This is a genomic window from Frankia sp. R43 (genome assembly GCF_001306465.1).
Classification (GTDB): domain Bacteria; phylum Actinomycetota; class Actinomycetes; order Frankiales; family Frankiaceae; genus Parafrankia; species Parafrankia irregularis.
On sequence record NZ_LFCW01000002.1, the window covers coordinates 151,991 to 177,448 of the forward strand.

Genomic DNA, 25,458 nt, shown 5'->3' on the forward strand with positions numbered 1-25,458 from the left:
CGTCAGGCCCGGCTGCGGCCATGGTCGCCAGGCCCTGTTATGCCGAGCGCGCGCAGGCGTTAACTCGTGGGCAAGGAGATCTCACCACCGCCGGGCGGGCGCTGTGCGCGCACTGCTGTACGCGCACGCTGTGCGCGGCACTGCTATACGCGGGTTCCGCTGTACGCGGGTGCTGCTGTACGCGGGTTCCGCTGTACGCGGGTGCTGCTGTACGCGGGTTCCGCTGTACGCGGGTGCTGCTGCGCGCCGGTGTCAGTGGCCGGTGGGGAGCCGGCTGGTGACGCCGTCTAGGAAGATCGCCATGCTGTGCGCGAAGACGGCGTCGACCGGCGCGGACAGGTAGACGTCCCCGGTCTCGCGGAGCGCCGCGACATCATCGGGGGGCAGGCGGTCGAGCAGCTCCTCGAAGCCGGCGCCGGCCGGGACGCCGCTCGGGCTGCGGCCGGAACGGCTGCGCTGGATGGTCGCGGCGCCCGCCACGAGCTCGATCATGGCGATGGTCGTGTACACGGCCTCCGCCCTGGGCAGCCCGGCGGAGTCGAAGGCGGTCACCGCCGCGTTGACGAAACGCAGCATGTTGGGGCCGTAGCCGTGCATGTTCCGCCCCGCCGCGTCGGGAAGCGGCTGGTTGAGAATGACCCTGCGCATCTCGCTCATGAGCACTTCGATGTCGGCTCGCCAGCCGCGGCCGGTGCGCCCGATCCGGATGTCGCCCATGACGTGGTCCCCGATCAGCGCGATCAGTTCGTCCCGGCTGGCGATGTGCCGGTAGAGCGAGGCGTTGCTGGTGCCGAGCCGCTCGGCGACGGCGCGCACCGTGAGGGCGTCCAGCCCGTCCTCGCGCAGGACGTCGAGGGCGGCTCCGATGATCCGCTCGGTGGACAGCCCGCCGAGCCGCGGCCGCCGGCGGCGTTCGAGGTCCGAGCGCTGGATCCACCAGCGGGCCGAACCGGGCTCGTAGCCCACGGATGCGCACGCCACGAGGCCGTCCGAGTCCACCTGGACAGTATGCAAGATCCGCTCCGATACTCACACGGCAGATAGGTGAATGCTGGTCGCATTGGGGCCGGCCGGCCCGGGCTGCCACCCGGATCGGCCACCCCGGCCGGCCGCCCTAGCCGGCCCGGTGTGCGGCGGCGAACGCACGCAGCTCGCGGGCGACGTCGGGGCCGGACGGCTGGTACATGATCTCGCTGAAGCCGGACGCGGCCAGCCTGTCGAGCCCGTCGCGGATGTCCGCGGGGGCCCCGACCATCGTCCGGGTGTCGATGTGGCCCAGCAGAAGGTGGTCCCGCTCGGTGAGGTGCGTGACGTGGCCCTCGAAGCTGAGCAGGTGGCGCTCACCCTCGGGTGCGAGGGCCTCCAGGGCCGCCCGCCACTGCTCGCCGCCGGGCAGCCGGTCCACCGCCGACGCTCCCCCGACGGCGTGGGCGGTGTGCCAGGGGATCACCCGCCAGGGCCCGATGGCCGCACGCACCCGGGCACACTCGCGGTCCTCGCCGGCGTCCAGCACGGTGCCGGTGACCATCGTCGCGGTCGGCAGCGTGGGGTGCACGGGGCCGATCGTCCCGTCCGCCACCTCGGGGGCCCGCCGGTTGCCTCGCGGTCCGAGCACACTGAGCCACAGCGGGACCTCGACCGGCCGGGGCGCGGCCATGCCGGGCCAGTGCAGCATCCGGGCCGGCGCTCCGTCGAGCACGACGGTCTCGCCGGCGAGCAGCCGCCGCAGCGAGCTGACATAATCGACCATGGCGTCCAGGGGCATCGCCGGCTGGCCGATCGCCATCCGGGCGGTGTAGCCCGTTCCGAAGCAGGCGCGGAACCGGCCGCCGGACAGCCGCGCGATCGTGGCGATGCCGGACGCCATGGTCATGACGGAGCGCTGGGTGGGAATCAGGACGGCGGTCGCGAGCCCGATCCGCGTCGTGCGGGCCGCGGCGAGCGCCAGATGGGCGAACGGATCCTCCCACAGCGGGGCCGAGTCGAAGATCCACACCCGGGTGTACCCGAGCTCCTCCGCGAGGACGGCGAGCTCCGCGAAGTCGGGGCCCGGCGGCAGCCCGCAGGATAACTCGTACTCGCTCACCGGAGTCATGAATCCGTTGTACCGGTCCGGGCATCCGGTCGGAAGCCGAACCGCCGATTTTCCGGACCGCTGGTCCGTTTTCTGTGGCGGCTGCCGGCGTGGCGGGGCATACTCCCAGCACCGGCCAGCCTGGCCTGCCGGTCGCACGGTAGGCCCAATCGGTGACAGCATTCGACCATGAACGTACGTTCAGGTGAGGAGCCGCCGGTGCCCAAGGGGTATGTGATCGTGACCGAGACCATCCACGACCCGGCCGGCATGGCGGCCTACAGCCAGCTCTCCGGCCGGTCGCTCGCCGAGTACGACGGCCGGGTCCTGGTGGTCGACGACGCTGTCGAGATCCGTGAAGGGTCCTGGCCGGGCAGCCGGACGGTCGTCATCGAGTTCGCCTCGGTCGACCAGGCACGTGCCTGGTACGAGTCGGAGAGCTACCAGGCCGCCGCCCCGCTGCGCCAAGCCGCGGCCGACTGCAGCGTCGTCATCGCGGCGGGCTTCGTCCCACGGCCCACCCCGGCCCCGACCGCGACCGCGACCGGCTGACCCGCCCTCCCCCACGCCCCCGCACCCCTACACCCACCGACGGGATGAGGATTCTGACAACGATGATGACGAGCCCTTCTGCCACCCGGTGCCAGCGATGACGGCGGAGTCAGCGCGCATCTCGCCGCTGCCGGTCGAACAGTGGAGCGACGACGCGGCGCAGACCCTGCCCCGCTACTTACGCCGGCCGGAGCTGTTCGCGCCGGACCGCCCGAACGCGCTCCCGATGCCGACCTCGCTGCGGCTGTTCGCCCACCACATCCGGCTGACCGAGCCCTGGCTCGCCTTCTCCGAGGTCCTCGTCGGCAAGGATTCGGTGCTGGACCCGGCGCACCGCGAGCTGCTCGTACTGCGAGTGGCCTGGCGAACCCGCTCGCAGTACGAGTGGATCCACCATGTCCGCATCGGTCGGGCCTGCGGCGTCACCACCGAACAGATCCACGCCATCCCCCAGGGCGCCGAGGCCGAGGTGTGGACGCCACTCGAACGCGCGATGATGGCCGCGGTCGACCAGATGATCGACCGGTTCCGGGTGGACGACGAGACCTGGCAGGTGCTCGCGTCCCATCTCGACAAGCCGCAGCTTCTTGAGCTCTCCTTCGTCGTCGGCAGCTATCTCTGCCTGGCGCAGGTGTTCAACAACGTCGGTCTGGAGGCGGACCCGCCCTCCGAGCCCCTGGACGCACCGGCACTTCCGGCGCTGGGGGACTGACCGCCTATGACGACGAATCAGACGACCAACCAGACGACGCATCAGCGGACCGCGACGAGGGAGTCGACGACACGCGACCAGCTGCTCGACGCCGCCGAGCAGCTGCTGCTGGAGGAGGGCTACGCCGCCGTCACGTCGCGCCGCGTCGGCGCGCGGGCCGGGCTCGCCCCACAGCTGGTGCACTACTACTTCCGGACCATGGACGACCTGTTCCTGCAGGTCTTCCGGCGGCGCGCGGACGTCGGGCTGGAACTGCTCCGCGAGGTGCTGCGCTCCCGCCCGACCCTGCGGCAGCTCTGGGACCTGCGCGAGGCCGGGATCAACACGACCATGCGGTTCAACCTGGAGTTCATGGCGCTGGCCAACCACCGCAAGGCGATCCGCTCCGCGATCGTCGAGTACTACCGGCAGTACCGGCAGCTCCAGCTGGACGCGTTCACGGCGGCCCTGGCGGATCTCGGCGTCACACCGGAGCGGTGCCCCCCGCTGGTGGCACAGCTGGTGATGGTCGGCGTCACCCAGCTGGTCGCCATCGACGAGGAGTTCGGGCTGGGGGCCGGCTACGACACCGTCCTGGCCTACCTCAATGATCAGATCGGCGATCTCACCCGCGGCCACGCGCAGGCACAGGCGCAGGCGCAGGCACAGCAGCCGCCGGGGCCGTGAAACGAGCGACGGCGGCCCGACAGACGGGTGAAAGCGGCGTGCAGGTGCGGTGAAACCGCGGGCAACTACCGTCCCGGGTGTCAGTTTCCCTCCCTTCCCACCCGGAGGAACCCGCTTTGGGAGCCGTACCCGCAGTCCAGGCCCGCGGCCTGGTCAAGACGTTCCGTGAACAACGCGCGGTCGACGGAATCGACCTCGACGTCCGCCAGGGCGAGATCTTCGGAGTTCTCGGCCCGAACGGAGCCGGCAAGACGACGACCCTGAAGATGCTGGCCACCCTGCTGCCGATCGACAGCGGGCAGGCCGAGATCTTCGGGGTCGACGTCGCCGCGCATCCGAACCGGGTGCGGCAGCTCATCGGTGTCACCGGGCAGTACGCCTCGGTCGACGAGGATCTCACCGCCACCGAGAACCTGTGGCTGTTCGGACGTCTGCAGGGGCTGCGCGCCGCCGACGCACGTTCGACGGCGCGGCGCCTGCTGGAGCAGTTCGGCCTGCAGGAGGCCGCCGACCGCAGGATCGCCGAGTTCTCCGGCGGTATGCGCCGCCGCCTCGACCTGGCCGCCTCCCTGATCACCCGCCCGCCCCTGATCTTCCTGGACGAACCGACCACCGGCCTCGACCCGCGCACCCGCGGCCAGATGTGGGACACCATCCGCGGCCTGGTCGCCGACGGCTGCACCGTCCTGCTCACCACCCAGTACCTCGACGAGGCCGACCAGCTCGCCGACCGGGTCTGCGTCATCGACCACGGCCGCAAGGTCGCCGAGGGCACCCCGGACGACCTGAAGTCGCAGGTCGGCGAGTCGACCCTGCAGGTCCAGCTGGAGTCGGGGGCCGACCAGGCCGCCGCCGCCGAGGTGGTGCGCCGCGTCCTCGCCGAGGAGCCGGTGCTCACCCCCGAGGCCGGCCGGCTCAACGTCCCGCTCCCGGACGCCGACCGGGCCGCCGACGTGCTGCTCGGCCTGCGCGCCGCCGGGGTCTCCATCCGCTCGGTCAGCGTCGCGCGGCCCACGCTCGACGAGGTGTTCCTCGCTCTCACCGGTCATGACGTCCCGGCGGACGGTTCCGGCACCGACAGCACCGACGACATCGGCGACGCTGATCACGCTGACCCCGCCGGCTCCGCTCTGGAGGCTGCACGATGAGCACCACCACCGACGCCGCCACCACGGCCGCCGGCACCAGCTCCGTCATCGGCGCTCCCGCGGCTGCGCCGCTCGCCGGCCGGTCACCGGTCAGGCCGCTCGACACCGAGGCCGCGTTCGCCCGGACCAAGGGCCGGGTCGGGGCCGGGGACACCGTCGTCCAGACGTTCGCGATGGCCTGGCGGGCGCTGAAGAAGATGCGCCGCAACCCGGAGCAGTTCTTCGACGTGGCCCTGCAGCCGCTGCTGTTCACGGCGATGTTCGCCTACGTCTTCGGCGGCGCGATCTCCGGCGACGTCGACAGCTACCTGCCGTTGCTGATTCCCGGCATCGTCGCGCAGACGGTGCTCACGACCTGCATGGCCACCGGGACGCAGCTACGCGAGGACATGGACAAGGGCGTCTTCGACCGGTTCCGGTCGCTGCCGATGTCCCGGGTCGCGCCACTGGCCGGTCCGATGGTCGCCGATCTGGTGCGTTACGTGACCGCCGCCGTGCTCACCTACCTGATGGGCCTGCTGCTCGGGTACCGGCCGGGTGGCGGTGTGCCGGGGGTCGCCGGTGCGGTGGTGCTGGCGGTGTTCACCGGCTGGGCGATCGCGTGGGCGTTCACCTGGATCGGCACGATCGCCCGCAGCGCCCGCAGCGTGCAGGGCATCTCGATGATGATCCTCTTCCCGCTGACGTTCCTGTCCAACGCGTTCGTCCCGGCGGACACCCTGCCGGGCTGGCTGGAGACCTTCACGAAGGTCAACCCGGTGTCACATCTCGTCTCCGCGACCCGGGACCTGGCCAACAACGGAACGGTCACCGCCCAGGTCGCCTGGACGCTGCTCACCGGACTCGCGGTGATCGCCATCTTCCTGCCGCTGTCCGTCGCCAGCTACCGGCGAAACCTGTGAGTGCGGGACGAGGCACGAACTCCCGGCGTGCTCCGTCGTCCTCGCCAGACCCGTAGTCCCCGCGTTACCCACCAGACGCAACAGTGTGTCCCGAGCCTCATCGAACAGCTCCGCACCGCGACGCTCGCCGAGGCCTGCCTCGACCGCCGACAGCAGGCCCGGCGCGCATCGCTCGAGCAGCTCCGCCACCCACTGCCAGTGCAGCGGGCTGACGACCGACACGTAGTCGAACCGCCGCGCGGCCACCAGCAGCCGGACGACGTCCTCGATAACGCAGTCCGCCGCGCCAGTCCTGCCGACAGCATCACTGGCGTCGCCAGCGCCGCCGGCGCCTTCTGCCGCACCGGCACTGTCTGCCCACGTCCGAAGGCTCCAGGCCGCGGTCGCGAACAGCGTGGTACCCACCACCGGGTAGTCGAGGTAAGCCGACGCAGCCTCCAACAGCCTGGAGCACCGCGTCAGGCAGGACGTATACAGCTCACGACCAACCGAGACCTGCTCGTCGCCGGCCGCGTACCGGCTGAACGCGGCCAGCGCCACCGCCTCACCGAACAGCAGCCAGGGCTCCAGCCCACTCTGCGACACCCCGGGCAGCGTGATCAGCCGCGTCCGCCGCGCCACCATCAGGTACTCGCGCAGCCCGTCCGATACCTGGCCGCGGGCGGTCATGAGCTCCGCCCGGGCCAGGCCCACCATCATCCCGCCGAGCAGCAGCTCGTTCTCCGGCGCTGCCGCTCCGCGGGCAGCCTCCCCGGCCTCGACACCCAGCCCGGCCAGGAACTCCTCGGCCTCGTCGAACTGACCGCGGCTGATGGCGTCGACCGCGAGCAGGGTCCGCAGGTTGGCGGCGTCGTCGAGGGCACCGAGCCGGCGCAGGACGGGCAGGGCCGCGCGGGCGTGGACCCGCATCGCGGCGGGCTGGCCACGCCGCAGGCTCAGGTTGGCGAGCTGGGTATGCATACCCGCCGCCAGCCACGGACCGTCCTCGGGCCGGGTCAGCTCCAGAGCCCGCCCCGCGGCCTCCACAGCGGCCGCCGAATCGCCGGCGTTCTCGTGCAGATGCGTCAGCCAGACCAGGGCGAGCATGGCGCAGTGGCGGTCACCATCACGAACGAGCCGTTCGAGGGCCTCCCGATTGTCACTGTACGTGTGCCAGCTGGGCTGGTCGGGAGCCGGATCGACGGCCAGCAGCAGGCGCACACCGGCGGCGACCCGCGGATCGCCGGCCGCGTCCGGGCCAAGTCTCGTCAGCAGCTCGCGAATCTGCGCGGCGTCGCTGTCCCCGAGGGCAACCGCACTGCTCAGCACCGCCAACGCCGCGGCCCGGGTGACCGGCACCGCCCGGGGCGGCGGCTCCCAGCCACCGAACGCGTCGCCGATCGCCCCGGTCAACGTCAGGATCCGCGTGTGCTCACCGCGAATGTCCCAGAACCCGGCCAGCACCGCGACCAGGGCCATCACCGATTCGAGATCACCCTCGGCCAGGGCCGCCCGGAGCTCGTCGGTGAGGTTCGCCTCCTCGGCGGCCACCGCATCGACCGCGTCGAACTGCCCCGCGCCGTAGAGGCTCTCGCCCTGGCGCAGCGCGTAGCGCACCGCCCAGGAGCGCCGCGACCGGCGGGCCGCGGCGAGACCGCCGGCCTGGGTCAGCCGCAGCAGGCCGAACTCGCGGACGGTCTCCAGCATCTGGTACCGCACGCCACCGACCGCCTCGCGCACGCTGAGCAGCGACTGGTCGACGAGGCTCTGCACCACGTCGACGACGTCGACGTCCAGCTCCGGCGCCTGTTCCGCTTCCGGCCCCGAACCCGGCCCCGGCCCCGGCCCCGGCCCGAGGATCTCCTCGGCCGTGTCGAGGGTGAAGCCGTCCTGGAAGACCGCGAGCCAGCGCAGCGCCTGCCGCTCAGGCTGATCGAGGAGGTTCCACGACCAGTCGATCACCGCGAGCAGGGTCCGGTGCCGGTCCGGCGCGCTGCGGTCCCCGCCGCGCAGCAGGGCGAAGCGGTCCGCGAGGCGCCGGTCGATCTCCTCGACCGACATGACCCGCACCCGCGCCGCCGCCAGCTCGACGGCCAGCGGCAGGCCGTCCAGCCGGGCGACGACCGCCGCCACGGCCGCGTCGTCGAGGCGGACACCGGGCCGCGCCGCCACCGCACGTTCACGGAACAGCTCGAGCGCGTCCGCCGACGAAAGCGCGCCCAGCGGATACACCCGCTCACCGCTGATCGACAGCGGCGCCCGGCTGGTGGTCAGCACCCGCAGGTCCGCGGTGGTCGCGACGAGAAAGGCGACCAGCTCCGCGACGGCGGCCACCAGATGCTCGCAGTTGTCGAGCACGAGCAGGCTGGGCCCGCTCGACAGCTGCTGGGCGATCCGGGCCCGCAGGTCCGCACGCTGCGGCGGTGTCAGCACGGTACGGCTGCTGACCGAATCGCGGACGCCGAGCGCGGAGCCGACCTCGCCGAGCAGATCCTCCGGCGCGGCGACACCGACCAGCTCCACCATCCGCACCACGGGCAGCGTGCTGTCCCGGGCGAGCACGTTCGCGAGCCTGGTCTTGCCGAGCCCACCGGGACCGACGATCGACACCACCCGCGCCCCGGTGAGCATCGCCCGCAGCCGCTCGATGTCCCGGTCGCGCCCCAGCAGCGGGGTGGCATCGTGGCGCAGGCCGGTCCGCACGGCGGGCCGGTCCGCCGCGAGCAGCTCCTGGTGCACCCGGGCGAGCCCCGGACCGGGACCGGTGCCCAGGCGATCCCGCAGGTCGCGGCGGTAGAACTCGAAACGCTCCAGGGCGGCGGCGGGGCTGCGGACCACGGCCTCGCTGCGCAGCAGATCGGCCAGCAGTGCCTCGTCGTCCGGCCGGCCGGCAACCGCCTCCTCGAGCAGCGGCAGGGCCTCGGCGTGCTCCCCCGCGCGGCCGCGGGCCTGGCCGAGCACGGCCCGGGCCGTCGCCAGGTCGGCGGTGGCGGATCGGCGGACGTCCGCGAGCGGGCCGTCGGTCAGGGCGCTCTCCTGCGCTGCCCGCGGCCGGGCCGCCCCCGGCTGGCCCGCCACCAGCTGGGCCCCCACGAGGGGCTCACCCAGCGCGAGCGCCTGGCGGGCCGCGACGGCGGCGGCGAGGGGATCACCCGGCAGCAGCTGGCCGGCCTGGACCGCCAGCGCGGCCAGCAACGAGCTGTCGATCTGGTCGGGTGCCAGGTCGAGGCGGTAGCCGCCGCCGTCGCGCACCACCAGACCGGCGCCGAGGATCGTCCGCGTTCGCGACACGACGACCTGCAGGCTCTTCACCGCGTTGGCCGTCGGCTCCCCGCGCCAGATCAGGGCGGCCAACTGCTCGGCCGGCACCGGCCGCCCACCGGCGGCTGCCAGCGCCGCGAGCAGCGCCTGCGGGCGGTCGCCAGCGACCGGAGTGCCGTTCCAGCGCACCCCGTCAAGCAGGATGAGGCTCACGCCGCCCACGCGGATCAGTCTAGGCGGGCCCTCCGCTGTCGAGCCCAGGCCCGCCACCGCCCGCCCGAGCCCATCTCAGGCCGGGAGGAGGTCGATCGAACCGGGACGGAAGGAGTCGGGGTCGGCGGCGGCCCAGTCCGCCGCCCAGGCACGCGGCGGATCGGCGAGGAGCTCCCCGGGCTCCAGCCAGTCGAAAAGCTCGGCGTAGCTGCGGGTGTCGGTGTGGCTGACCCGGCGCAGCAGCATCTCGGGGCCGAGCTCGCCGGGGCCGGCACAGCCGAGGGAGGCCATCACCCGCACCGCCTGCTCGACGGTCGCCGCCTGGTAGCGCCGCACCCGCTCGCTCTTGTCCGCGACGTCCAGTGCACGTGCCCGGCGCGGGTCCTGGGTGGCCACTCCGACCGGGCAGGTGTTCGTGTGGCAGCGCTGCGCCTGGATGCAGCCGGTCGCCATCATCATCGCCCGCGCCGCGTTGGTGTAGTCGGCGCCCTGCGCGATCCGCTTCACGATGTCGACACCGCTGGCGACCTTGCCGCTCACCCCGATCCGGACCTGCCCGCGCAGGCCGACGCCGACCAGCGCGTTGTGCACCGTGATCAGGCCTTCGGTCAGCGGAGTGCCGACATGGTCCTCGTACTCCAGCGGAGCCGCGCCGGTACCGCCCTCGGAGCCGTCCACCACGACGAAGTCGGGGGTGACCCCCTCGACGACCATCGCCTTGCAGATCGCCAGCAGCTCCCGCCGGGTTCCGACACACAGCTTGAACCCGACCGGCTTGCCCGCCGCCAGCTCCCGCATCCGCGCGATGAACAGGACGAGCTCGCGCGGGGTGGAGAACACCCGGTGATGCGCCGGGCTGATGCAGTCCACGCCGAGGGGCACCCCGCGGGCCGCCGCGATCGCGGGGGTCACCTTCGCCGCCGGCAGCACGCCGCCGAGGCCGGGCTTCGCGCCCTGGCTCAGCTTCAGCTCGACCATCCGCACCGTCGGCAGCGCGGCGACGTCCTTGAAGCGGGCCGGGTCGAAGTCGCCGTCCGGGGTTCGGGTGCCGAAGTAGCCGCTGCCGATCTCCCAGACCAGGTCGGCGCCGTGCCGCAGGTGGTACTCGGTCAGGCCGCCCTCACCGGTGTCGTGGGCGAAGCCGCCGGCCGCCGCGCCCCGGTTCATCGCCAGCACCGCGTTCGCCGACAGCGCCCCGAAACTCATCGCGGAGATGTTCAGCAGTGCCATGTCGTACGGCTGGGTGCAGTCGGGCCCACCGATCCGCACCCGCGGCGGCGGCGCGCCGAGGTCGACGGGCACCGGGGCGGTCGAATGCGGCAGGTACTCGTAGCCGACCTCGTTGACGTCCCGCTCAGTGCCGAACGCCTGGTCACCGTGGATGCCCTTGGCCCGCTGGTAGATCACCGTCCGGGTGTCGCGGTCGAACGGGCGCCCGTCGTAGTTGCGTTCGATGAAGTACTGCTGGATCTCCGGGCGGATCTTCTCCAGGGCGAACCGCAGATGCCCGAGCACCGGGTGGAAGCGCAGGATCGCGTGCCGCCGCTGGGTCACGTCATGCACCGCGAGCAGCAGCAGTGCGGCGGCGACGCCGACACCGGCCCACCAGCCCGCCGACACGAACAGCGCCAGTACGGCCCCCACCGCGACCAGCGCGGCGAGGAGGAGAACCGTCGCAACGGGCAACATCGCGAACCGTGCCCTTCCTGCCCCGGATTCCGACCGACGCCCCGTTGCACCCATCGGTCTGATCGGGCCCGGTTCGCCAGTGTCCGCGGCAGGTCCGACGGTATCCCCGCTTTGCTCCGGCCGGGCTGCGCCGACAGCGGACGGCCTGCCGCCATCGACCTCGCTCGACGCACCATCGACACCGGTCTCCGCCGCTCACCGCCGAATCAACAGCGGTCGCCACCGATCCGCTCTGCTCACGGCGAATCTGCCTCAGGCAGAGACCGCCCCGGGGCGCGAGCGGCGGTGCCTACCGTGCCGGCATGGACGTCGTCGAGCTGGTCCCGGACCTCTACTTCCTGCGCTTTCCCGTCGGGCACGTCTACCTGTGGCGGGACCCGGACGGCCTCACCGTGATCGACGCGGGTCTGCCCGGCTCCGGGCCGCACATCGCCGAGGCGATCCGCGGGCTCGGCTGGCATCCGCGGGACGTCCGGCAGCTCGTGCTCACCCACGGTCACGTCGACCACGCCGGCGCGGCGGCCGAGGTCGCGGCCTGGGGCGAGGTGACCGTGCTCGCCCACCAGGCGGACGTCCCGCTGGTCGAGGGGCGCGCCGCGGCCCTGCCGCCGGATCTCGCCGACTGGGAGCAGGCCCTGTACGACCAGGTCCAGGCCGGCCTGCCAGCCGCGGCCGCCGAACCCGTTCCGGTGCGGGTCGATCGCCCGCTGGCCGACGGCGACATCGTCGACATCGCCGGCGGGGCGCTGACCATCGCCACGCCGGGGCACACCGCCGGCAGCATCGCTCTTTACCTGCCCGGGCCGCGGGTGCTGTTCGCCGGCGACATCATGGCCCGCGACCCGCAGTCCACCGACCCGCGGACACCGGTCTTCCCCGGCGTGTTCAACGTCGACCGGGCCGAGGCCCTCGCATCCTTCGCCAGGCTGGCGGCACTCGACGTCGAGACCGCCTGCTTCGGGCACGGCGACCCCCTCGCGAGTGACGCCGGAACCTACCTGCGCGCCGCCACCGAACGCCTCTCCAGGCCCACGCTGTGAGCACGGGCCTGGAAGGATGAATCACTGTGACGGATGAATCTGCGGCCTTATCCGCTGCCGTTCCCGGTGGCCCCGACTTCGGCCGGTTCGTGGAGAACCTGCGCGAGCTGCTCGACGCGGTGGCCGACACCCGCCCGCCCGCCGCGGTCGTGACCCAGGTCGCCGACCAGTTCGCGCAGCTCAGCGCACAGCTGCGGCAGTTCGCGGTGCCCGAGGCCGAGCGCGTCACCGGGATGCGGCTGGACCTGGACGGTCGCGGCCAGACGATGGTCCCCCCGGTGATCTGGGACGAACGGGGCGGCGACCGCGCCCTGGCCCGGGTGACGTTCGGGCGGCACTACCTCACCCTCGGCGGGGCGGTGCACGGCGGCGCCATCGGGCTGGTGTTCGACGAGGTGCTGGCCATGCTGGCCAACCATGAGCGGCCGTTCGCGCGGTCGCTCTACCTGAACGTCAGCTACCGCGCGCTCACCCGGGTCGAGGTGGGGCTGCGGGTGGAGGCGACGGTCGACCGAGTCGAGGGCCGCAAGCTGTTCCTCAGCGGCCGGCTGTTCGACGGCGAAACCCTGTGCGCCGACGCGGAGAGCCTGTTCATCCAGCTCAGGCCCGCGGGGGCGTAGGCGACGCCCCCGGTCAGGGGGCAGCAGGTCAGGGGCGGACGAGGACCTTGAGGGCGGTGCGGGAGTCCATGGCACGGTAGGCGTCGGCGACGTTGTCGAGGGTGACGGTGCGGTCGAACACCCTGCCAGGGTTGATCACGCCTTTGAACACCTCGGGCAGGGCCTGCTCGAGGTAGGCGCGCACGGGTGCCGGCCCGCCGGTGAGGTAGACGTTCTTGCCGAACAGGGAGCCGAAGCCGACCGGCGCCTCCTCGTACTGCGGCACGCCGACCCGGGAGATGATCCCGCCCGGACGGACCACGCCGTAGGCCTGCTCGTAGGCCGGCAGGTAGCCGACGGCCTCGATCACCACCGGGCTGCCCTCCCCGCCGGTGAGGTCGAGCACCCTGGCGACGCCCTCCTCGCCACGCTCGGCGACGACGTCGGTGGCACCGAACTCCCGGCCCAGGTCGGTGCGGGAGGTGTGCCGCCCCATCAGGATGATCCGCTCGGCGCCCAGCTGCTTCGCGGCGAGAACCGCGGACAGGCCCACCGCGCCGTCCCCGATCACCGTCACCGTCGAGCCGGCGGCCACCTTGCCCATGTGCGCGGCGTGCCAGCCGGTCAGGTAGACGTCCGACAGGGTGAGCAGGGAGGGCAGCAGTGCCTCGTCGACGTCGCTGGGGATCTTCACGAGGGTGCCGGCGGCCTGGGGCACCCTCGCCAGCTCGGCCTGCACTCCCCCGGCGCCGCCGCCGCCGTACCAGCCGACGTTGAGGCATGAGGTGTGCAGGCCGTCGCGGCAGAACACGCAGGTGTTGTCGGAGAAGGAGAACGGGGAGATGACGAGGTCGCCCGGCGCGAGACCGGTGACCTCCGCGCCGATCTCCTCCACGATGCCGATGAACTCGTGGCCCATCGGGACACCCTGCTCGGCGGCGGGCATCGAGTGGAACGGGTGCAGGTCGGACCCGCACACGCAGGCCAGCACCATGCGGACGACGGCGTCGGTCGGTGCCTCGATCTGCGGGTCGGGCACGTTCTCGACGCGGACGTCGCCGGCTCCGTACATGAACGTCGCGCGCATGTGCTGTCCGCCTCCTGATCCCGGGGTCCCGCACCGGGTGGGCGGGTCGACCTCAATGTAAGAGACCTCTAACATTGAGGTCAAAGCGGGATGGAACACATCCTGACCAGGCCTTTCGCGGCAGATGATCGGCAGATGAGCGACAGATACGAACGAGAGCGGGGGCATCGGGCGTGGCAAGGCGGGCGACCTACCACCACGGCGACCTGCGGGCAGCGCTCGTCCAGGCCGCGCTCGAGCTTGTCAGCGCGAACGGGGTCGCCGGCCTCTCGGTCGCCGCCGCGGCCCGCCGGGCAGGCGTCAGCGGCGCCGCTCCCTACCGGCACTTCGCCGGCCGGGCCGAGCTGCTGTCCGCCGCCGCGACCTTCGCGGCCCGCCAGCTCTCCGAGCTGATGCGTGACGCCGTCGAACGAGTCGGACAACCAGCGACCGGCGGGATCACACCCGCCGTCGAGGTACTCGCCGAGCTCACCCGGGTCTACGTCCGGTACACCCTCACCCACGGCGCCGGCTTCGAGCTCATCTTCGCGGACGAACTCCAGGACTTTCCCGACCCGCCGCGCCGCGACGCCACTCGCGAGCTGCATGACCGCCTGCTGTTCCCCGCGCTGGCCGTCACCGGCGATCCCGACGACGCGGGCCATCTGCTGCGGGCGCTGGTCGCCACCGCGCACGGCTACGCCTACCTCCCGCGCAGCGGGTTCATGCGCGGCTTCGACACCGGTTCCGCCCGGGTGGCGGACGAGGCCGCCGAGGCGGTGCGCACGCTGGCCCGGGCAGCGGCCGGCAGCCCACCCGACGGCCACGGCGGGGACTGATCGGCCTGCGGATACGGTCGTTCACCGTCGGCATCCCCCACCTGCCGACGCACCAGGAACCCGCATGCCGCCGCACCACGAGAAGGAGAACCGGTGCCGACCATTTCCCCGAGCCACCGCGACCTGCTGGAGTCCGGCCACACGATCAGCCTCGCAACGGTCGGAGCCGACGGGCTGCCGCAGGTCACCGCGATCTGGGCGATGCTGGACGGTGATCATGTCCGCACCTCGCTGCACCCGAGCCGGCAGAAGTACCGGAACCTCGTCGCCCGGCCGCAGGCGACCATCTTCGTGATCGACCCGGCCAACCCGTACCGCACGCTGGAGGTCCGCGGCACCGTCGAGATCACCGAGGACACCGATCTGGTGTTCCTCCAGCGCCTGCTGGCCGTCTACGGCAGCGACCTGGAGCACTTCCAGGCGCCGGTCGACGGGCGAGTGGTGGTCACGCTGCACCCCACCCGCGTCGTCGAGCTCGGATAGCGGATGGCGCCGGGCGCGACGCGACGCGGTTCCGCGGAACCGCGCCCGGCTCCGCGGAACCGGCGCGGCACCGCCGGCCGGGTGTCAGAGCACGACGGGCAGCCTGTGGTAGCCGCGGATGGTCGCGGTGTGGATCAGCTCCGCGCCGGACAGGTCGACATCCCAGCGCGGGAAGCGGTTCAGGATCTCCTCCAGTGCGATCCGGCCCTCGATCCGGGCCAGGGCGGCACCGAAGCAGTAGTGCACGCCCTTACCGAAGGTCAGGTGCGCGTCGATCTTCCGGTGGATGTCGAACGTGCCCGCGTCGGGGAAGGCCCGCTCGTCCCGGTTCGCCGAACCGGTCAGCAGGGTGACGATCTTCCCTTCCTCGACGTGCTGCCCGTACAGCTCGACCGGTTTCGCCGCCACCCTGATCTGGATCGGTGACGGCACCTCGTACCGCAGCGTCTCCTCGACCGCGTTCGGGACGAGCGACCTGTCGGCCACGACCTGGGCCCGCTGGTCGGGGTGCTCGGCGAGGACCTTCCCGAGCCAGCCGATCAGCCGGGCGGTCGTCTCGACCCCGGCCGCGTAGAGCATGCCGACGTAGTTGAGGATCTCGGCGTCGCTCAGCCCGCGTTCCTCGCCGGTGAAGACGTCGGTGAAGCGGGCCTGGATGAGGGTGGTGAGGAAGTCGTCCGCCGGGTTGGCTCGACGGAACTCCAGGAACGGCGCGTACGGTGCCCCGATGCTGGGCAGCCGCTGCTCCTCCTGCGGCTTCTCCTCGGTGAGCCGGGCCGACTCCTCCACCTTGTCGCGCAGGCTCAGCAGGTACTCGTCGGGAATGCCGACGAGGGCGCCGATGACCCGCATCGGCAGGTGGCCGGCGAAATCCTGCACCAGGTCGAAGCCACCGCTGCCGACGAGCGGGTCGAGGTACTCCGCGCACAGCTCCCGGATCCGCTCCTCCAGGACCTGCACCCGCCGCGGGGTGACGGCCCGGCTCAGGATCAGCCGGTGCATGTCGTGCTCGGGCGGGTCCTCGGCGATGAAAAGCCCCGGCGGTGTCGGTAAGCCGGCCTTCACCATCTCCATCAGGATGCCCTTGGCGGACGTGTAGCTCTGCCAGTCGACCGAGGCGGCCTCGACGTCGGCGTACCGGGAGAGCGCGTAGAAGTCGTACCGCTCGTTGTAGTAGAGCGGCTGTTCCGCCCGCATGCGCTTCCACACCGGGTAGGGGTCCTGGTCGATGTCGAAGTCGTACGGGTCGTAGTAGATCTCGGTCGCGGTGCTCACGCTGTGCTCCTGGCTTCCGTCGACGTGCGTCTGCGCGGGTGTGCGGGTGTGCGGTACCGGCCCCGGGGGGTCACACGGGCTCGCACAGGGTCTTGATCTGGAGGTACTCCTCGAAGCCCAGCTGGCCCATCTCACGGCCGATGCCGCTCTGCTTGTACCCGCCGAAGGGGACGTCCGGCCCGTAGTAGATGCCGCCGTCCACGATCATCGTGCCGGCGCGGATCCGGCGGGCGACCGCCTTGGAACGCTCGTGGTCGCCGGAGAAGACCGCGCCGGAGAGGCCGAAGATGCTGTCGTTCGCGATCCGCACGGCGTCGTCCTCGTCGTCGAACGGCAGCGCGACGAGCACCGGCCCGAAGATCTCGTTGCGGACGATCTCGGCGTCCTCGGGCATGTCGGCGAACAGGGTCGGCTCGAAGTAGTAGCCACGGTCGAACCGCGACGGGCGCCGCCCGCCGAGGACAGGCGTGCCACCGGCCGCCTTCGCCCGCTCGACGATGCCCTCGACGCGGTCGCGGTGGCGCTCGCTGTTCAGCGGGCCCATCACGTTCGCGGGGTCGAGCGGATCACCGTAGGGCACCATCGACAGCATCTGGGCGGCGAGCTGGACGCCCTCCTCGAACCGGGAGCGCGGCAGCAGCAGCCGGGTCAGCGTGGCGCACCCCTGGCCGGCGTGGACGCAGACCATGAAGGTCGACATCCCGATCGCGGTCGCGAGGTCGGCGTCGGCGAAGACGATGTTCGCCGACTTCCCGCCGAGCTCCAGGAAGCACTTCTTCACCGTCTCCGAGCCCAGCTTCATGATCCGCCGCCCGACCGCGGTGGAACCGGTGAAGCTGATCAGGTCGACGCGCGGGTCGGTGATGAGCTCCTCACCCCGGTCGTTGACCGAGCTGGTGATGATGTTGAGAACGCCGGGCGGGATGTCGGTGTGCTCCGCGACGATCTTTCCCAGCGCGCTGGCACACCACGGGGTCGTCGGCGCGGCCTTCAGGACGACGGTGTTCCCGGCCGCGAGCGCGGGGGCGACCTTCGCGAGGTTCACCTGGGTCGGCTGGTTCCACGGGGTGATCGCGCCGACCACCCCGTAGGGCTCGCGCTCCGTCCAGCGGCGGGAGCGGAACTGCTCGATCTGGCCGATGCCGTGCGCCTGCGTGAACTCGTAGTTCTCCAGCAGGTCGGCGACCCAGCCGATGCCTTCGACCGGCCGGTCGAAGGTGGAGCCGGAGATCCTGCTCGGCAGGCCGACCTCGGCCGTCGACATCGCCTTGAACGGCTCGGCGTGCTTGGACAGCGCGTCCTGCAGCTGGCGCAGGCAGCGGACCCGCAACGCGACGTCGGTGCTCCATGTGGTCTCGTCGAAGGCCCTGCGGGCGGCCGCGATCGCCGCGTCCACATCGCCGGCGGAGGCGTCCGCGGCGACGCCGATGGCGGCCTCGGTAGCCGGGTTGATGTTGTCGTACGTGGCCCCGCCGTCCGCGTCGACGAGCTGGCCGTCGATGAGCAGTTTCGCGATGTCCAGGCCCGCGTAGGTCATGTCCTTGCTCCTGTCAGGTGAGACGTGTTTCAGGCGAGCGGCGTGTCAGGCGAGCGGCGTGTCGGGCGAGCGAGGTGTGCTCGTGGCGGACGACGTGTGCTCGTGGCGGACGACGTCGGAGACCGCCCATTCGGTCTGGCGCTTCGCCGCGGCCGACGGCGGGCTCAGGCAGTCGGGCATCGCGACGGTGCGGCCGGGGCGGACGTCCGCCGACCAGGTGACGGCGTTCCCGCCCTCGGCCCAGGTCAGCTCGGCCCGGGTGCCGTGCACCGACCCGCTGCGGGGGCGGTCCAGCACACCCCAGCCCTCCCGCCGCAGGACCTCCAGCTCGAGTGCCTGCACCTGCGGGTCCGCGAGGCCCGAGCAGCCCCGGTAGTGGCCGGCGAGCCGCTCCGGGTCACCGGAGCGGCTCAGCACGGAGTCGACGAGATCGAGATCGGCGAAGGCCCAGCCGGTTCCCTCCGGGAGCACCAGGCACACCGGCGCGAACCGATGCCCACCGAGATGACTGGCCCGCCACAGGTTCACCCCCGGCCGCACCCCGGCCGCCTCCAGTTTCACGGCCAGGCCCGCGCCGAGCCGGCCGCAGCAGGCGTCGCGGCGGCCGTGCCCGCACACCAGGACGTCGACAGCGGGGATCTCCAGCGCCGACGGGCCCGGGTCGGCCGCCGCCGCGACCAGCTCGCCGACGGTGTCGTACAACGAGCAGCCGACCGCGCTCTCGAACCTGCGGTATCCGGCGAACCCGGCCTCACCGGGCCTGCGGGCATGCAGAATCACCCGCCGTTCCTCCCCGGCAGGGCGCTGCTGGGCGGGGACGACGGCCTGCAGCCGGTAGCCGGGCGGACCGACGAGTGGCTCCAGGGCGGCGGCCTGGGCGCTTTCACCGACGTCCCGTGGCCATGGCAGCGGGATCTCGACGAGCAGGAAGCCCGGGTACGTTCCGGCCGTGCCCGCCGGCGACATGGCCGCCGCCCGCGCCCAGTCGGAGCATCTGATCTTCGCGTCGGGGTCGACGTCGGGTGGGCGGACCCCTGCCGTCACGTCCATGCCGTCAACCGGCCGGATGGGCGTTCGGCGCCGGGGCCTGGACGAGGTCTCGGCGCGAGGGCGGGACCGGCGGACTGGTCCGCCAGTCGGCGACGCCCTGGTCACCCGGCTGGCCCACCGGCATTCCGCCCTCGTGCACCCAGGCCCAGTGGGAGTGGTTGAGCTCGTGGAGGGTGAAGCAGGCGTTCAGCGCGTTGTAGAAGCCCATGTTGTCCACGCTCTGGTTCACCGACTCCTTGATGAGCAGGGCCGCCATGGTGGGGATCGAGGCGATCCGCCGGGCGAACCGCAGTGCCGAGTCATGCAGCTCGGCACCCGGGAAGACCTTGGAGACCATCCCGAGGCGCCAGGCCTCCTCCGCGTCGATCGAGTCGCCGGTGAGGAGTAGCTCCTTGGCCCGGCGCGGGCCGAACTCCCAGGGGTGCGCGAAGTACTCCATGCCGCACATGCCGAGCCTGGTGCCCACCATGTCGGCGAAGGTGGTGCCCTCGGCCGCCACGATGAGGTCGCACGCCCACATCAGCATGAGGCCCGCCGCGTAGACCTCGCCGTGCACGGCGGCGATGGTGATCTTCCGAAGGTTCCGCCAGCGGCGGGTGCTTTCGAAGAAGTGGTGCCACTCCTGCAGCATCAGCTTCTCGGCGCCGTGGCGGGTTCCGCCGTTCACCTTTGCCGAGGGATGCTGGTTCGGCCCCGGGTGCATGTCCTCGCGACCCTGGCGCGAGCCCATGTCGTGGCCCGTCGAGAACATCGGGCCGTGGCCTCCGAGAATGACGACACGGACGGTGTCGTCGGCCTCGGCGCGCAGGAACGCGTCGCCCAGCTCCACCAGCAGGCCGCGATTCTGGGCGTTACGGGTCCCGGGGCGGTTGAGCATGATCCGCACAATCACCCCGTCGTCAAGCTCCTCGTAGGTGAGGTATTGGTAGCGCGAATCGACGGGTGCTCGACGCGCATCAGTAACAGCACAGTTCGAATCGGTCATCGAGTATTGCGGCTCGCTCATGGATGCCCTTCCCTCCGGGCGGCGCGGTCCGCTCGTACCAGTCTCCCAACACCGGAGGAGACAGGTCCCCCACCTGCCGCCTTACCGTCCATATTTACACTAGGTTCAAGTACATGTACTGTCAACCCGGTCGCGGGCAGGACCGGCATGGCCCCATTTCCCCACGGGGGGTCGAGATGCCGATCCGCCCCGGAGCAGACCTGGGCAGGAAGAATCGGAGGGCGCGGAGCATGACCGAGACAGCAGCATTTCGCTACGACGGAAAGCGGGTTCTTGTGGTCGGGGGGGCCACCGGTATGGGCGCGGCGGCGGCCCAGGCGGTCAGCGCGCTCGGCGCGGAGGTCGTGGTCATGGACCGCGCCCCGGTCGACTATCCGGTCGCCCGGCAGATCACCGTCGACCTCACCGACCCCGACGCGCTGGACACCGCGATCGACCAGGTCAGCGGGCCGCTGCACGCGGTGTTCTCCGCGGCCGGCATCGCCGGCGGGCCGGCCGTCATGCGGGTCAACTTCATCGCCCACCGCCATCTCGCCGAGCGGCTGGTCCAGGACGGAACACTGGTCCCCGGCTCGGCGATCTGCATGATCTCGTCGGTGGCCGGGCTCGGCTGGCAGAATCACCTGCCACTGCTGGTCGATTTCCTCACGACGCCCGACTACGCGTCCGCCGATGCCTGGGTTGACGGTCATGACGGCACCTGCACCTACATGTTCAGCAAGCAGGCGATCAACGCCTACGTCGCCCGCGAGTCCTATCCGCTGCTGGCGAAGGGAATTCGGATCAACGCGGTCTGCCCGGGGCCGACGGACACCCCGCTCGCCCGTGCCAACACCTGGCTCGGTTTCGACGAGCAGTACCGCAAGGCGACCGGCACAGCGCCGTTGCGGGCGGACGAGATCGCCGACGTGATGGCGTTTCTGAACAGTTCCGCGGCCGCCGGTGTGAGCGGCGTCAGCCTCCTCGTCGACTCCGGTCACGTGATGTCCTCGATCGGCGGCTCGTGGGAGACCGGCCGCCCGGTCATCGAGTTCCTGATGACCCAGCGGTCGGTCTGACCCCGGCCGACAAAAGCGGCGGCCCACCGGTTTCCGGTGGGCCGCCGCTTTCTTTTCTAGAACCGCGGGGCGGCCGGATTTCTCGACGGGAACGGAGGGAGGTCCAGCAGCGACAGCACCCCCGGCTCGGCCGCGCAGACCCGCGGAACGGCGTTGACGACGCTCATCGCCGACGCCACGGCCACCGGGTCGCCCGAGTAACCGGCCGGCGAGGAGATCTTCAGGTCCAGGGTGATGCCGGGCAGGCCCTCGACGACCGCCCGGTAGCCGTCGCCGGAGAATCCCAGCTCCGCGAAGTCGTTCTCCCGCAGTTTCTCGACATGCTCGACGACGACCTTGGCCACGCCGCCGACCAGGCCCTTGACGCGGTACCTGACCCCGGCGATCGTCCCGGCCGGAATGTGGCCCGACGCCACGTCGAATGCCTCGTCCGCGTAGCTGAGCGTGTGGTCCTCGACGATCTCCTCGATCGTCACGCCGATGGCGTCGGCCAGCAGGTGCAGCGTCGTCGCGTGGTACCTGGTCGTCACGCCGGGCGCGAGGATGGGCGAGCGGGCCGCATCCCGCTGGCCGAAGCCGAAGAACTTCGTGATGCCCTCCCCCTCCCAGTAGGCGTTGTTCATGAACTGGTACATGTGCACGCTGCTGACCTCACGGGCGAGCGCCAGCGCGGACAGCGCGAGGCCCGCGGTGCCGTAGCCGGGGTCCATCCCGACCGTGACGATCGACGACCCACCGTCGAGGCAGGCCTGCTCCAGCTCCTTGTAGAGGTCGTCGTCCTGCGCCTTCGGGTACACCAGGGTCGGCCACCACAGGTTCACGACGTTCTTGCCGGACCGCAGGATCCGCAGCAGGTCCCCGAACGTCTCGCTCGGGTCCTCCACCCAGTTCCGTCCGACGGTGAAGCAGACGCAGTCGGCGGGCGTGGCCAGCAGCGCTTCCTTGTCGCGGGTCGCGGCCACGCCCAGCGGGCCTAATCCGCACAGTTCGCCGACATCCCTGCCGTCCTTGTGCGCGGAGTGGGCCCAGGCGCCCACCAGCTCCAGATCGGCGTGGCCGAGGATGCCCGCCACCGCCTCCCTGGCGACGGTGCCGGTTGTCCATTGGATGACGCGGTACGTCACGGTGTCCTCCGCTGTCCGAGGGGCTGGGGTGGTCCGGGGGGCTGGGGTGGTCCGGGGGGCTGGGGTGGTCCGAGGGGGTGCGCGGGGCTCACCGGTCAGGTGACGGCACCGTCGATCTTCATCTGGATGATCTGCTCGTCGGTGTGCCCGAGCTCCCGGAGCAGGTCGTCGGTGTGCTCGGCGAACTGGGGGGCGCGCCGGGTGTCCGGCGGCAGGTTGTCGAACTGGACGGGGTTGGCGACCAGCGAACGTTCCTTGCCCTCGCTGTCGGGAAACGTGCTCAGGTAGCCGTTGGCCTGCATCTGCGGGTCGTCGAGGATGTCGAGCGGGCCCTGGACCGGGGCCCACGGGCCCTCCATCGTCTGCAGGTGGTCGATCCAGTGCGCGTACGGCTTCTCGGCGATCGCGTCGGCGATGTACCGGCCGGCCTCGGCGGAGTTGGCCATGAGCTTCTGCGCGGTGTCGAAGCGCTCGTCCGTGACGAGATGCTCGAGACCGAGGTGGCGGCAGACATCCGGGAAGTAGCGGAAGGCCTGCGGCATCGTGAAGTTGATCCACCGCCCGTCGGACGTCCGGAAATGGCCCACCGTCGGGTTCAGCGCCACGTTCATCATGGTCTGGTTGAGCGGCACGGGCTCCTTCGCGGCGCCGGTGAGCGCCGCGTTGCCCAGGTCGAGCCCGAAGGCCCAGGCTCCGACGCTCATGAGGGAGACGTCGACGACCGAGGGCTGGCCGGTGGTCGCGCGGCCGTAGAGCGCGGCGGCGATGCCGCCGGCGATGGTCATGGCGCCCATCGAGTCGCCGTAGGCGCCGGCGGGCATGCTGACGACCCGCGGGCTCTCCGGCGGGGTCACCCCCCAGGCGCTGCCCATCCGGCACCAGAAGGCGGAGCCGTCGTAACCACCCTTCTCCGCCCACGGCCCACGCTGCCCGTGCGCGGACCCACGGACGAAGATGATGTCCGGGTTCGCCTTTCGGATGTCGTCGACGTCCAGCCGCAGCCGGCGGCGCGCGGCCGGGAGGAAGTTGGTGAGAAAGATGTCCGCGTCACGGCACAGTTCGAGCAGGACGTCGTAGCCCGCAGGGGTGGCGAGATCGAGGCCGATGCTGCGCTTCCCGCGGTTGGGATGATCCATGATCGGCTGGAATGTGCCGTCCTTCGGGTGGTTCACCATTCCCCGCTGGGCGTCACCCGCCACGGCATGCTCGACCTTGATCACATCGGCACCCCACTCGGCAAGAATTCCGCCTGCCGCAGGGGTGAACGTGAACTGGGCGACCTCAACCATCTTGACGCCCGCCATCGGCTGATGCACTGGCTCGCACTCCCTTCCCTAACGGCCTGAAAGCCCGCCGGACGCCGGCCACCCCGGCCACTCCCTCGACACCATAGTTAGACTGAGTCAAAGTATGCAAGGGCCGTCCGCACCCCGGGGACGGGCGCGGCGCCAGCCCGGCACCGGACCCCCGAGCTGCACCGGGCCCCTGCCGACAACAGGGAGGCCCACGAGCCGACCCGTGCGACCACGGCACCCGGACCGAGCCGGGTCGCGCCTCGGAGGCGGGGCAGACGCCACCAGCCCTCCCAGCACATCGGACCTGGACAGAGGGTTGTGCGACCCGCGCCCACCTGTTAAAAAGTAGATCTCGCAAAATTTGACTCAGTTCAAAACTGAGATTCCTCCAGAGACGGAAACGGACAAACCGCACCCGACGGGCCGGCACGGCCCTCAGCGTGGGGCGGGCCAGTCTGCGGCGGGTCAGTGCGCGGCGGGAAAACCTGCCGTGGCCGATGAGCGCTGCCCAGAAAACACCGATGAGCCTGCGCCTGGCGTGTCCCGGGCCAGGCCAGCCGGAAACAAAGGAAACCGGCCGAAACGCCGGTTCCGTGCTGCCGTCACAAGAGTCTCCCGTTCCTTTTCACCGGGAGAACACCGGGAAGGGAAGTCCGATCATGAAGAATCGCAGGGCACTCGCGGTGATCGCCGCGGCCGGTCTGTTATCGGCCGCACTCGCCGCCTGCGGTGGCGGCTCCGACGACGAGGCCGCCGCCGACACCGCCGGCCTGGCCGGTGACCCGATCGTCGTCGAAGTGATCACGCCGCTGTCGAGCGTCAGCCCACCCGTCGAGGTCTACCACGGAGCGCTGGCCGCGGCCTCCGCGGTGAACGCCTCCGGCGGCATCAACGGCCGGCCGCTCACCGTCAAGGTCTGCGACGCCGGCGGCACCGACGGGCCGGCGAAGGCCGTCGAGTGTGCCCGCGACCTGGTCGCGGACAAGACGATCATCGCCGAGGTGGGCGACTACGAGGCCTACCAGGAGCAGGTCAACACGATCCTGGCCGCCGCCGGTGTTCCCAACATCGGCCCGCCGCCGCAGAGCCAGTCGGTGCTGAACTCCACGAACTCCTTCCCACTCGCCGGTTCCGAGGGCGCGGCGCTGGGCACCGTCCTGGCCGACGCCGGAGCCAGGAAGATCCAGGTCGCCTACACCAACATCGCGCAGGCCGCCTCCGCGGTGCAGTTCAACGAGGTCTCCCTGGAACGCGGCCGCGACATGAAGATCACAGGCAGCATCCCGATCGACCTGACCGCCACCGACCTCACTCCGGCCGTGACCCGCGGCGCCGACGGCGACGGGGTGGCCCTCGCCGCGATGCCCACCCACCTCGCCGCCTGGCTCACCGTGGCCCGCGGGGGCGACTTCGACCAGAAGATCTCCGCCAGTGCGTCCTCGCTCGTGCCCAGCGCGCTGTCCGCGCTCGGCGACAAGGCCGACGGTGTCCTCGTCTCCGCCGGGCTGCCCATCGTGACCAGCGACGAGCCGGGCATCGTCCGGTTCCGCGACGAGATGGCCAAGTACCAGCCCGGCAAGATCATCGACCAGGTCAGCCTCTACGGCTGGCTCGACACCTGGGCGTTCGCACAGGTGGCCCGCACGATCGACGGACCCGTCACCCGCGAGTCCACGCTGAAGGCGTTCAGCAACCTCAACGACTTCAACGTCTTCGGCCTGCTGCCGGACGGCTTCTCCACCACAAAGCCCTTCGACACCCTGCCCGGGATGCCCCGCCTGTTCAACCAGCAGATCGTCGAAGGCGTCGTCAAGGACGGCAGGCTCCAGCAGACATCCGAGGGCTACGTCCCCATCTTCACCAAGCCGTGACCGCGACCAGCGCGGGCGG

21 protein-coding genes and 1 pseudogene are annotated in these 25,458 nt (G+C 71.4%); 11 read left to right on the forward strand and 11 right to left on the reverse strand.

Going from position 1 to position 25,458, the window contains the following annotated elements:
- Positions 1 to 252 precede the first annotated feature (252 nt).
- Together ACG83_RS08255 and ACG83_RS08260 are read right to left on the reverse strand one after the other, a co-directional pair.
- Positions 253 to 1,014, reverse strand: a complete 762-nt coding sequence (locus ACG83_RS08255; protein ID WP_054565603.1) for a TetR/AcrR family transcriptional regulator — start codon at positions 1,012 to 1,014, stop codon at positions 253 to 255.
- A gap of 100 nt (positions 1,015 to 1,114) precedes the next feature.
- Positions 1,115 to 2,095: an LLM class flavin-dependent oxidoreductase gene (locus tag ACG83_RS08260; protein ID WP_054565604.1), complete on the reverse strand. Its 981-nt coding sequence runs from the start codon at positions 2,093 to 2,095 to the stop codon at positions 1,115 to 1,117.
- Positions 2,096 to 2,263: 168 nt separating this feature from the next.
- Here ACG83_RS08260 and ACG83_RS08265 point away from each other — a divergent pair, with 168 nt between their 5' ends.
- From ACG83_RS08265 to ACG83_RS08285, 5 genes are all read left to right on the forward strand, one after another.
- Complete coding sequence (locus ACG83_RS08265) at positions 2,264 to 2,626, forward strand: DUF1330 domain-containing protein (protein WP_083473097.1); 363 nt, start codon at positions 2,264 to 2,266, stop codon at positions 2,624 to 2,626.
- Between the two features lie 97 nt (positions 2,627 to 2,723).
- Positions 2,724 to 3,338 carry a carboxymuconolactone decarboxylase family protein gene (locus ACG83_RS08270; RefSeq protein WP_054565606.1) on the forward strand — a complete coding sequence of 205 codons (615 nt, stop codon included), beginning with the start codon at positions 2,724 to 2,726 and terminating at the stop codon, positions 3,336 to 3,338.
- Positions 3,339 to 3,344: 6 nt separating this feature from the next.
- Positions 3,345 to 4,004, forward strand: a complete 660-nt coding sequence (locus ACG83_RS08275; RefSeq protein WP_054565607.1) for a TetR/AcrR family transcriptional regulator — start codon at positions 3,345 to 3,347, stop codon at positions 4,002 to 4,004.
- 116 nt (positions 4,005 to 4,120) lie between these two features.
- On the forward strand, positions 4,121 to 5,152 hold the full coding sequence (locus ACG83_RS08280) for an ATP-binding cassette domain-containing protein (protein ID WP_054565608.1): 1,032 nt from the start codon (positions 4,121 to 4,123) through the stop codon (positions 5,150 to 5,152).
- Complete coding sequence (locus ACG83_RS08285; RefSeq protein ID WP_116437581.1) at positions 5,149 to 6,054, forward strand: ABC transporter permease; 906 nt, start codon at positions 5,149 to 5,151, stop codon at positions 6,052 to 6,054. Before ACG83_RS08280 ends, ACG83_RS08285 begins: the two co-directional genes overlap by 4 nt.
- Before the next feature lie 1,935 nt (positions 6,055 to 7,989).
- On the opposite strand, the pseudogene ACG83_RS46530 reads toward ACG83_RS08285, so the two are convergent.
- Together ACG83_RS46530 and ACG83_RS08295 are read right to left on the reverse strand one after the other, a co-directional pair.
- Positions 7,990 to 9,564 (reverse strand): annotated as a pseudogene (locus ACG83_RS46530) (BTAD domain-containing putative transcriptional regulator); the annotation flags it as partial.
- Positions 9,565 to 9,582: 18 nt separating this feature from the next.
- On the reverse strand, positions 9,583 to 11,196 hold the full coding sequence (locus ACG83_RS08295; protein WP_054565609.1) for an FMN-binding glutamate synthase family protein: 1,614 nt from the start codon (positions 11,194 to 11,196) through the stop codon (positions 9,583 to 9,585).
- Between the two features lie 302 nt (positions 11,197 to 11,498).
- On the opposite strand from ACG83_RS08295, the gene ACG83_RS08300 reads away from it, so the two are divergent.
- Both ACG83_RS08300 and ACG83_RS08305 read left to right on the forward strand, forming a co-directional pair.
- A complete protein-coding gene (locus tag ACG83_RS08300; protein ID WP_054565610.1) occupies positions 11,499 to 12,236 on the forward strand; it encodes an MBL fold metallo-hydrolase in 738 nt (245 codons plus the stop codon).
- Between the two features lie 26 nt (positions 12,237 to 12,262).
- On the forward strand, positions 12,263 to 12,856 hold the full coding sequence (locus ACG83_RS08305; RefSeq protein ID WP_054565611.1) for a PaaI family thioesterase: 594 nt from the start codon (positions 12,263 to 12,265) through the stop codon (positions 12,854 to 12,856).
- A 28-nt stretch (positions 12,857 to 12,884) separates the two neighbouring features.
- On the opposite strand, the gene ACG83_RS08310 is transcribed toward ACG83_RS08305, so the two are convergent.
- Entirely contained in the window at positions 12,885 to 13,922 is a 1,038-nt protein-coding gene (locus ACG83_RS08310; RefSeq protein WP_200931287.1) for an alcohol dehydrogenase catalytic domain-containing protein, read from the reverse strand.
- Positions 13,923 to 14,095: 173 nt separating this feature from the next.
- On the opposite strand from ACG83_RS08310, the gene ACG83_RS08315 reads away from it, so the two are divergent.
- Positions 14,096 to 14,740 (forward strand): TetR/AcrR family transcriptional regulator, encoded by a 645-nt coding sequence (locus ACG83_RS08315; protein WP_054565612.1) that lies wholly within the window; start codon positions 14,096 to 14,098, stop codon positions 14,738 to 14,740.
- 93 nt (positions 14,741 to 14,833) lie between these two features.
- Positions 14,834 to 15,223: a PPOX class F420-dependent oxidoreductase gene (locus ACG83_RS08320; protein WP_054565613.1), complete on the forward strand. Its 390-nt coding sequence runs from the start codon at positions 14,834 to 14,836 to the stop codon at positions 15,221 to 15,223.
- 84 nt (positions 15,224 to 15,307) lie between these two features.
- Here the strand turns inward: ACG83_RS08320 and ACG83_RS08325 are convergent, their stop codons facing one another.
- The 4 genes from ACG83_RS08325 to ACG83_RS08340 form a co-directional block, all read right to left on the reverse strand.
- Entirely contained in the window at positions 15,308 to 16,498 is a 1,191-nt protein-coding gene (locus tag ACG83_RS08325; protein ID WP_054565614.1) for a cytochrome P450, read from the reverse strand.
- A 70-nt stretch (positions 16,499 to 16,568) separates the two neighbouring features.
- Entirely contained in the window at positions 16,569 to 18,035 is a 1,467-nt protein-coding gene (locus ACG83_RS08330; protein WP_054565615.1) for an aldehyde dehydrogenase family protein, read from the reverse strand.
- Positions 18,036 to 18,080: 45 nt separating this feature from the next.
- The gene (locus ACG83_RS08335; protein WP_054565616.1) at positions 18,081 to 19,085 is read right to left on the reverse strand and encodes a sucrase ferredoxin; all 1,005 of its coding nucleotides are present in this window, start codon (positions 19,083 to 19,085) and stop codon (positions 18,081 to 18,083) included.
- A gap of 4 nt (positions 19,086 to 19,089) precedes the next feature.
- Positions 19,090 to 20,070 carry an enoyl-CoA hydratase gene (locus ACG83_RS08340; RefSeq protein WP_054566488.1) on the reverse strand — a complete coding sequence of 327 codons (981 nt, stop codon included), beginning with the start codon at positions 20,068 to 20,070 and terminating at the stop codon, positions 19,090 to 19,092.
- Positions 20,071 to 20,321: 251 nt separating this feature from the next.
- Here ACG83_RS08340 and ACG83_RS08345 point away from each other — a divergent pair, with 251 nt between their 5' ends.
- Entirely contained in the window at positions 20,322 to 21,149 is an 828-nt protein-coding gene (locus tag ACG83_RS08345) for an SDR family oxidoreductase (RefSeq protein WP_054565617.1), read from the forward strand.
- A gap of 56 nt (positions 21,150 to 21,205) precedes the next feature.
- On the opposite strand, the gene ACG83_RS08350 is transcribed toward ACG83_RS08345, so the two are convergent.
- Positions 21,206 to 22,273: a dihydrodipicolinate reductase gene (locus ACG83_RS08350; protein WP_054565618.1), complete on the reverse strand. Its 1,068-nt coding sequence runs from the start codon at positions 22,271 to 22,273 to the stop codon at positions 21,206 to 21,208.
- 95 nt (positions 22,274 to 22,368) lie between these two features.
- Entirely contained in the window at positions 22,369 to 23,589 is a 1,221-nt protein-coding gene (locus ACG83_RS08355) for a CaiB/BaiF CoA-transferase family protein (RefSeq protein ID WP_054565619.1), read from the reverse strand.
- A 638-nt stretch (positions 23,590 to 24,227) separates the two neighbouring features.
- Here ACG83_RS08355 and ACG83_RS08360 point away from each other — a divergent pair.
- Positions 24,228 to 25,439: an ABC transporter substrate-binding protein gene (locus ACG83_RS08360; RefSeq protein WP_054565620.1), complete on the forward strand. Its 1,212-nt coding sequence runs from the start codon at positions 24,228 to 24,230 to the stop codon at positions 25,437 to 25,439.
- Positions 25,440 to 25,458 lie beyond the last annotated feature (19 nt).

What these genes read in the sequence shown, in the direction of transcription:
- ACG83_RS08260 (WP_054565604.1), bottom strand. Translation starts at nt 2,095, where the DNA reads ATGACTCCGGTGAGCGAGTACGAGTTATCCTGCGGGCTGCCGCCGGGC.
- ACG83_RS08265 (WP_083473097.1), top strand. Translation starts at nt 2,264, where the DNA reads ATGAACGTACGTTCAGGTGAGGAGCCGCCGGTGCCCAAGGGGTATGTG.
- ACG83_RS08270 (WP_054565606.1), top strand. Translation starts at nt 2,724, where the DNA reads ATGACGGCGGAGTCAGCGCGCATCTCGCCGCTGCCGGTCGAACAGTGG.
- ACG83_RS08275 (WP_054565607.1), top strand. Translation starts at nt 3,345, where the DNA reads ATGACGACGAATCAGACGACCAACCAGACGACGCATCAGCGGACCGCG.
- ACG83_RS08285 (WP_116437581.1), top strand. Translation starts at nt 5,149, where the DNA reads ATGAGCACCACCACCGACGCCGCCACCACGGCCGCCGGCACCAGCTCC.
- ACG83_RS08295 (WP_054565609.1), bottom strand. Translation starts at nt 11,196, where the DNA reads ATGTTGCCCGTTGCGACGGTTCTCCTCCTCGCCGCGCTGGTCGCGGTG.
- ACG83_RS08300 (WP_054565610.1), top strand. Translation starts at nt 11,499, where the DNA reads ATGGACGTCGTCGAGCTGGTCCCGGACCTCTACTTCCTGCGCTTTCCC.
- ACG83_RS08310 (WP_200931287.1), bottom strand. Translation starts at nt 13,922, where the DNA reads ATGCGCGCGACGTTCATGTACGGAGCCGGCGACGTCCGCGTCGAGAAC.
- ACG83_RS08330 (WP_054565615.1), bottom strand. Translation starts at nt 18,035, where the DNA reads ATGACCTACGCGGGCCTGGACATCGCGAAACTGCTCATCGACGGCCAG.
- ACG83_RS08335 (WP_054565616.1), bottom strand. Translation starts at nt 19,085, where the DNA reads ATGGACGTGACGGCAGGGGTCCGCCCACCCGACGTCGACCCCGACGCG.
- ACG83_RS08340 (WP_054566488.1), bottom strand. Translation starts at nt 20,070, where the DNA reads ATGACCGATTCGAACTGTGCTGTTACTGATGCGCGTCGAGCACCCGTC.
- ACG83_RS08345 (WP_054565617.1), top strand. Translation starts at nt 20,322, where the DNA reads ATGACCGAGACAGCAGCATTTCGCTACGACGGAAAGCGGGTTCTTGTG.
- ACG83_RS08360 (WP_054565620.1), top strand. Translation starts at nt 24,228, where the DNA reads ATGAAGAATCGCAGGGCACTCGCGGTGATCGCCGCGGCCGGTCTGTTA.